The sequence below is a fragment of the Pseudomonas sp. Irchel 3H7 genome (assembly GCF_900187605.1).
GTDB lineage: Bacteria > Pseudomonadota > Gammaproteobacteria > Pseudomonadales > Pseudomonadaceae > Aquipseudomonas.
Window position 1 is genome coordinate 1 of sequence record NZ_FYEA01000029.1, and the last position, 5428, is coordinate 5428.

2 tRNA genes and 3 rRNA genes are annotated in these 5428 nt (G+C 51.3%); all 5 read left to right on the forward strand.

Features of this window, described 5'->3' with window-relative positions:
• Positions 1 to 173 precede the first annotated feature (173 nt).
• The 5 genes from CKW38_RS29325 to rrf all read left to right on the forward strand — a co-directional run bounded on the left by CKW38_RS29325 (position 174) and on the right by rrf (position 5382).
• Positions 174 to 1710, forward strand: a 16S ribosomal RNA gene (locus CKW38_RS29325).
• Positions 1711 to 1791: 81 nt separating this feature from the next.
• Positions 1792 to 1868, forward strand: a tRNA-Ile gene (locus CKW38_RS29330).
• 30 nt (positions 1869 to 1898) lie between these two features.
• A tRNA-Ala gene (locus tag CKW38_RS29335) sits at positions 1899 to 1974 on the forward strand.
• Between the two features lie 247 nt (positions 1975 to 2221).
• Positions 2222 to 5115 (forward strand): 23S ribosomal RNA (locus tag CKW38_RS29340).
• A 151-nt stretch (positions 5116 to 5266) separates the two neighbouring features.
• Positions 5267 to 5382, forward strand: a 5S ribosomal RNA gene (rrf, locus tag CKW38_RS29345).
• Together the 16S, 23S and 5S rRNA genes with 2 tRNA genes alongside form the textbook arrangement of a ribosomal RNA operon.
• Positions 5383 to 5428: the final 46 nt, after the last annotated feature.

Sequence of the window (5428 nt, forward strand, 5' to 3'; positions counted from 1 at the left end):
TCTTAACCAACCGCTCTTTAACAACTGAATCAAGCAATTCGTGTGGGTGCTTGTGGAGTCAGACTGATAGTCAACAAGATTATCAGCATCACAAGTTACTCCGCGAGAAATCAAAGATGTAACCAACGATTGCTGAGCCAAGTTTAGGGTTTCTTAAAAACCCAAAGATGTTTGAACTGAAGAGTTTGATCATGGCTCAGATTGAACGCTGGCGGCAGGCCTAACACATGCAAGTCGAGCGGATGAGAGGAGCTTGCTCCTGGATTCAGCGGCGGACGGGTGAGTAATGCCTAGGAATCTGCCTGGTAGTGGGGGACAACGTTTCGAAAGGAACGCTAATACCGCATACGTCCTACGGGAGAAAGCAGGGGACCTTCGGGCCTTGCGCTATCAGATGAGCCTAGGTCGGATTAGCTAGTTGGTGAGGTAATGGCTCACCAAGGCGACGATCCGTAACTGGTCTGAGAGGATGATCAGTCACACTGGAACTGAGACACGGTCCAGACTCCTACGGGAGGCAGCAGTGGGGAATATTGGACAATGGGCGAAAGCCTGATCCAGCCATGCCGCGTGTGTGAAGAAGGTCTTCGGATTGTAAAGCACTTTAAGTTGGGAGGAAGGGTTGTAGATTAATACTCTGCAATTTTGACGTTACCGACAGAATAAGCACCGGCTAACTCTGTGCCAGCAGCCGCGGTAATACAGAGGGTGCAAGCGTTAATCGGAATTACTGGGCGTAAAGCGCGCGTAGGTGGTTCGTTAAGTTGGATGTGAAATCCCCGGGCTCAACCTGGGAACTGCATTCAAAACTGTCGAGCTAGAGTATGGTAGAGGGTGGTGGAATTTCCTGTGTAGCGGTGAAATGCGTAGATATAGGAAGGAACACCAGTGGCGAAGGCGACCACCTGGACTGATACTGACACTGAGGTGCGAAAGCGTGGGGAGCAAACAGGATTAGATACCCTGGTAGTCCACGCCGTAAACGATGTCAACTAGCCGTTGGGAGCCTTGAGCTCTTAGTGGCGCAGCTAACGCATTAAGTTGACCGCCTGGGGAGTACGGCCGCAAGGTTAAAACTCAAATGAATTGACGGGGGCCCGCACAAGCGGTGGAGCATGTGGTTTAATTCGAAGCAACGCGAAGAACCTTACCAGGCCTTGACATCCAATGAACTTTCCAGAGATGGATTGGTGCCTTCGGGAACATTGAGACAGGTGCTGCATGGCTGTCGTCAGCTCGTGTCGTGAGATGTTGGGTTAAGTCCCGTAACGAGCGCAACCCTTGTCCTTAGTTACCAGCACGTCATGGTGGGCACTCTAAGGAGACTGCCGGTGACAAACCGGAGGAAGGTGGGGATGACGTCAAGTCATCATGGCCCTTACGGCCTGGGCTACACACGTGCTACAATGGTCGGTACAAAGGGTTGCCAAGCCGCGAGGTGGAGCTAATCCCATAAAACCGATCGTAGTCCGGATCGCAGTCTGCAACTCGACTGCGTGAAGTCGGAATCGCTAGTAATCGTGAATCAGAATGTCACGGTGAATACGTTCCCGGGCCTTGTACACACCGCCCGTCACACCATGGGAGTGGGTTGCACCAGAAGTAGCTAGTCTAACCTTCGGGAGGACGGTTACCACGGTGTGATTCATGACTGGGGTGAAGTCGTAACAAGGTAGCCGTAGGGGAACCTGCGGCTGGATCACCTCCTTAATCGACGACATCAGCTGCTCCATAAGTTCCCACACGAATTGCTTGATTCATTGAAGAAGACGAAAGAAGCAGCCCGAAATTGGGTCTGTAGCTCAGTTGGTTAGAGCGCACCCCTGATAAGGGTGAGGTCGGCAGTTCGAATCTGCCCAGACCCACCAATTTTGTGTGGGAAACGCCTGTAGAAATACGGGGCCATAGCTCAGCTGGGAGAGCGCCTGCCTTGCACGCAGGAGGTCAACGGTTCGATCCCGTTTGGCTCCACCACTACTGCTTCTGAAGTTTGAAAGCTTAGAAATGAGCATTCCATCGCTGTGATGATGAATGTTGATTTCTAGTCTTTGACTAGTTCGTTCTTTAAAAATTTGGGTATGTGATAGAAAGATAGACTGAACGTTACTTTCACTGGTAACGGATCAGGCTAAGGTAAAATTTGTGAGTTCTCTTAATTGAGAAATTCGAATTTTCGGCGAATGTCGTCTTCACAGTATAACCAGATTGCTTGGGGTTATATGGTCAAGTGAAGAAGCGCATACGGTGGATGCCTTGGCAGTCAGAGGCGATGAAAGACGTGGTAGCCTGCGAAAAGCTTCGGGGAGTCGGCAAACAGACTTTGATCCGGAGATGTCTGAATGGGGGAACCCAGCCATCATAAGATGGTTATCTTGTACTGAATACATAGGTGCAAGAGGCGAACCAGGGGAACTGAAACATCTAAGTACCCTGAGGAAAAGAAATCAACCGAGATTCCCTTAGTAGTGGCGAGCGAACGGGGACTAGCCCTTAAGTGGCTTTGAGATTAGCGGAACGCTCTGGAAAGTGCGGCCATAGTGGGTGATAGCCCTGTACGCGAAAATCTCTTAGTCATGAAATCGAGTAGGACGGAGCACGAGAAACTTTGTCTGAATATGGGGGGACCATCCTCCAAGGCTAAATACTACTGACTGACCGATAGTGAACTAGTACCGTGAGGGAAAGGCGAAAAGAACCCCGGAGAGGGGAGTGAAATAGATCCTGAAACCGTATGCGTACAAGCAGTGGGAGCCCACTTTGTTGGGTGACTGCGTACCTTTTGTATAATGGGTCAGCGACTTATTTTCAGTGGCGAGCTTAACCGAATAGGGGAGGCGTAGCGAAAGCGAGTCTTAATAGGGCGTCTAGTCGCTGGGAATAGACCCGAAACCGGGCGATCTATCCATGGGCAGGTTGAAGGTTGGGTAACACTAACTGGAGGACCGAACCGACTACCGTTGAAAAGTTAGCGGATGACCTGTGGATCGGAGTGAAAGGCTAATCAAGCTCGGAGATAGCTGGTTCTCCTCGAAAGCTATTTAGGTAGCGCCTCATGTATCACTGTAGGGGGTAGAGCACTGTTTCGGCTAGGGGGTCATCCCGACTTACCAAACCGATGCAAACTCCGAATACCTACAAGTGCCGAGCATGGGAGACACACGGCGGGTGCTAACGTCCGTCGTGAAAAGGGAAACAACCCAGACCGTCAGCTAAGGTCCCAAAGTTATGGTTAAGTGGGAAACGATGTGGGAAGGCTTAGACAGCTAGGAGGTTGGCTTAGAAGCAGCCACCCTTTAAAGAAAGCGTAATAGCTCACTAGTCGAGTCGGCCTGCGCGGAAGATGTAACGGGGCTCAAACCATACACCGAAGCTACGGGTATCACCTTCGGGTGATGCGGTAGAGGAGCGTTCTGTAAGCCTGTGAAGGTGAGTTGAGAAGCTTGCTGGAGGTATCAGAAGTGCGAATGCTGACATGAGTAACGACAATGGGTGTGAAAAACACCCACGCCGAAAGACCAAGGTTTCCTGCGCAACGTTAATCGACGCAGGGTTAGTCGGTCCCTAAGGCGAGGCTGAAAAGCGTAGTCGATGGAAAACAGGTTAATATTCCTGTACTTCTGGTTATTGCGATGGAGGGACGGAGAAGGCTAGGCCAGCTTGGCGTTGGTTGTCCAAGTTTAAGGTGGTAGGCTGAGATCTTAGGTAAATCCGGGATCTTAAGGCCGAGAGCTGATGACGAGTGTTCTTTTAGAACACGAAGTGGTTGATGCCATGCTTCCAAGAAAAGCTTCTAAGCTTCAGGTAACCAGGAACCGTACCCCAAACCGACACAGGTGGTTGGGTAGAGAATACCAAGGCGCTTGAGAGAACTCGGGTGAAGGAACTAGGCAAAATGGCACCGTAACTTCGGGAGAAGGTGCGCCGGTGAGGGTGAAGGACTTGCTCCGTAAGCTCATGCCGGTCGAAGATACCAGGCCGCTGCGACTGTTTATTAAAAACACAGCACTCTGCAAACACGAAAGTGGACGTATAGGGTGTGACGCCTGCCCGGTGCCGGAAGGTTAATTGATGGGGTTAGCTAACGCGAAGCTCTTGATCGAAGCCCCGGTAAACGGCGGCCGTAACTATAACGGTCCTAAGGTAGCGAAATTCCTTGTCGGGTAAGTTCCGACCTGCACGAATGGCGTAACGATGGCGGCGCTGTCTCCACCCGAGACTCAGTGAAATTGAAATCGCTGTGAAGATGCAGTGTATCCGCGGCTAGACGGAAAGACCCCGTGAACCTTTACTATAGCTTTGCACTGGACTTTGAATTTGCTTGTGTAGGATAGGTGGGAGGCTTTGAAGCGTGGACGCCAGTTCGCGTGGAGCCATCCTTGAAATACCACCCTGGCAACTTTGAGGTTCTAACTCAGGTCCGTTATCCGGATCGAGGACAGTGTATGGTGGGTAGTTTGACTGGGGCGGTCTCCTCCTAAAGAGTAACGGAGGAGTACGAAGGTGCGCTCAGACCGGTCGGAAATCGGTCGTAGAGTATAAAGGCAAAAGCGCGCTTGACTGCGAGACAGACACGTCGAGCAGGTACGAAAGTAGGTCTTAGTGATCCGGTGGTTCTGTATGGAAGGGCCATCGCTCAACGGATAAAAGGTACTCCGGGGATAACAGGCTGATACCGCCCAAGAGTTCATATCGACGGCGGTGTTTGGCACCTCGATGTCGGCTCATCACATCCTGGGGCTGAAGCCGGTCCCAAGGGTATGGCTGTTCGCCATTTAAAGTGGTACGCGAGCTGGGTTTAGAACGTCGTGAGACAGTTCGGTCCCTATCTGCCGTGGACGTTTGAGATTTGAGAGGGGCTGCTCCTAGTACGAGAGGACCGGAGTGGACGAACCTCTGGTGTTCCGGTTGTCACGCCAGTGGCATTGCCGGGTAGCTATGTTCGGGAAAGATAACCGCTGAAAGCATCTAAGCGGGAAACTTGCCTCAAGATGAGATCTCACTGGAACCTTGAGTTCCCTGAAGGGCCGTCGAAGACTACGACGTTGATAGGTTGGGTGTGTAAGCGCTGTGAGGCGTTGAGCTAACCAATACTAATTGCCCGTGAGGCTTGACCATATAACACCCAAGCAATTTGCGTCGAAGAGACCAGATTGCGGTGTGTGAAGACGAAACGAACCGAAAGTTCGAAAGACTCACAAAACACCAGCTGTCACATACCCAATTTGCTGAAGCGAGGCCATCTGGTCACGACTCAGTACCCGAATTTCTTGACGACCATAGAGCGTTGGAACCACCTGATCCCATCCCGAACTCAGCAGTGAAACGATGCATCGCCGATGGTAGTGTGGGGTTTCCCCATGTGAGAGTAGGTCATCGTCAAGATTAAATTCCGAAACCCCAATTGCGAAAGCAGTTGGGGTTTTGTTTT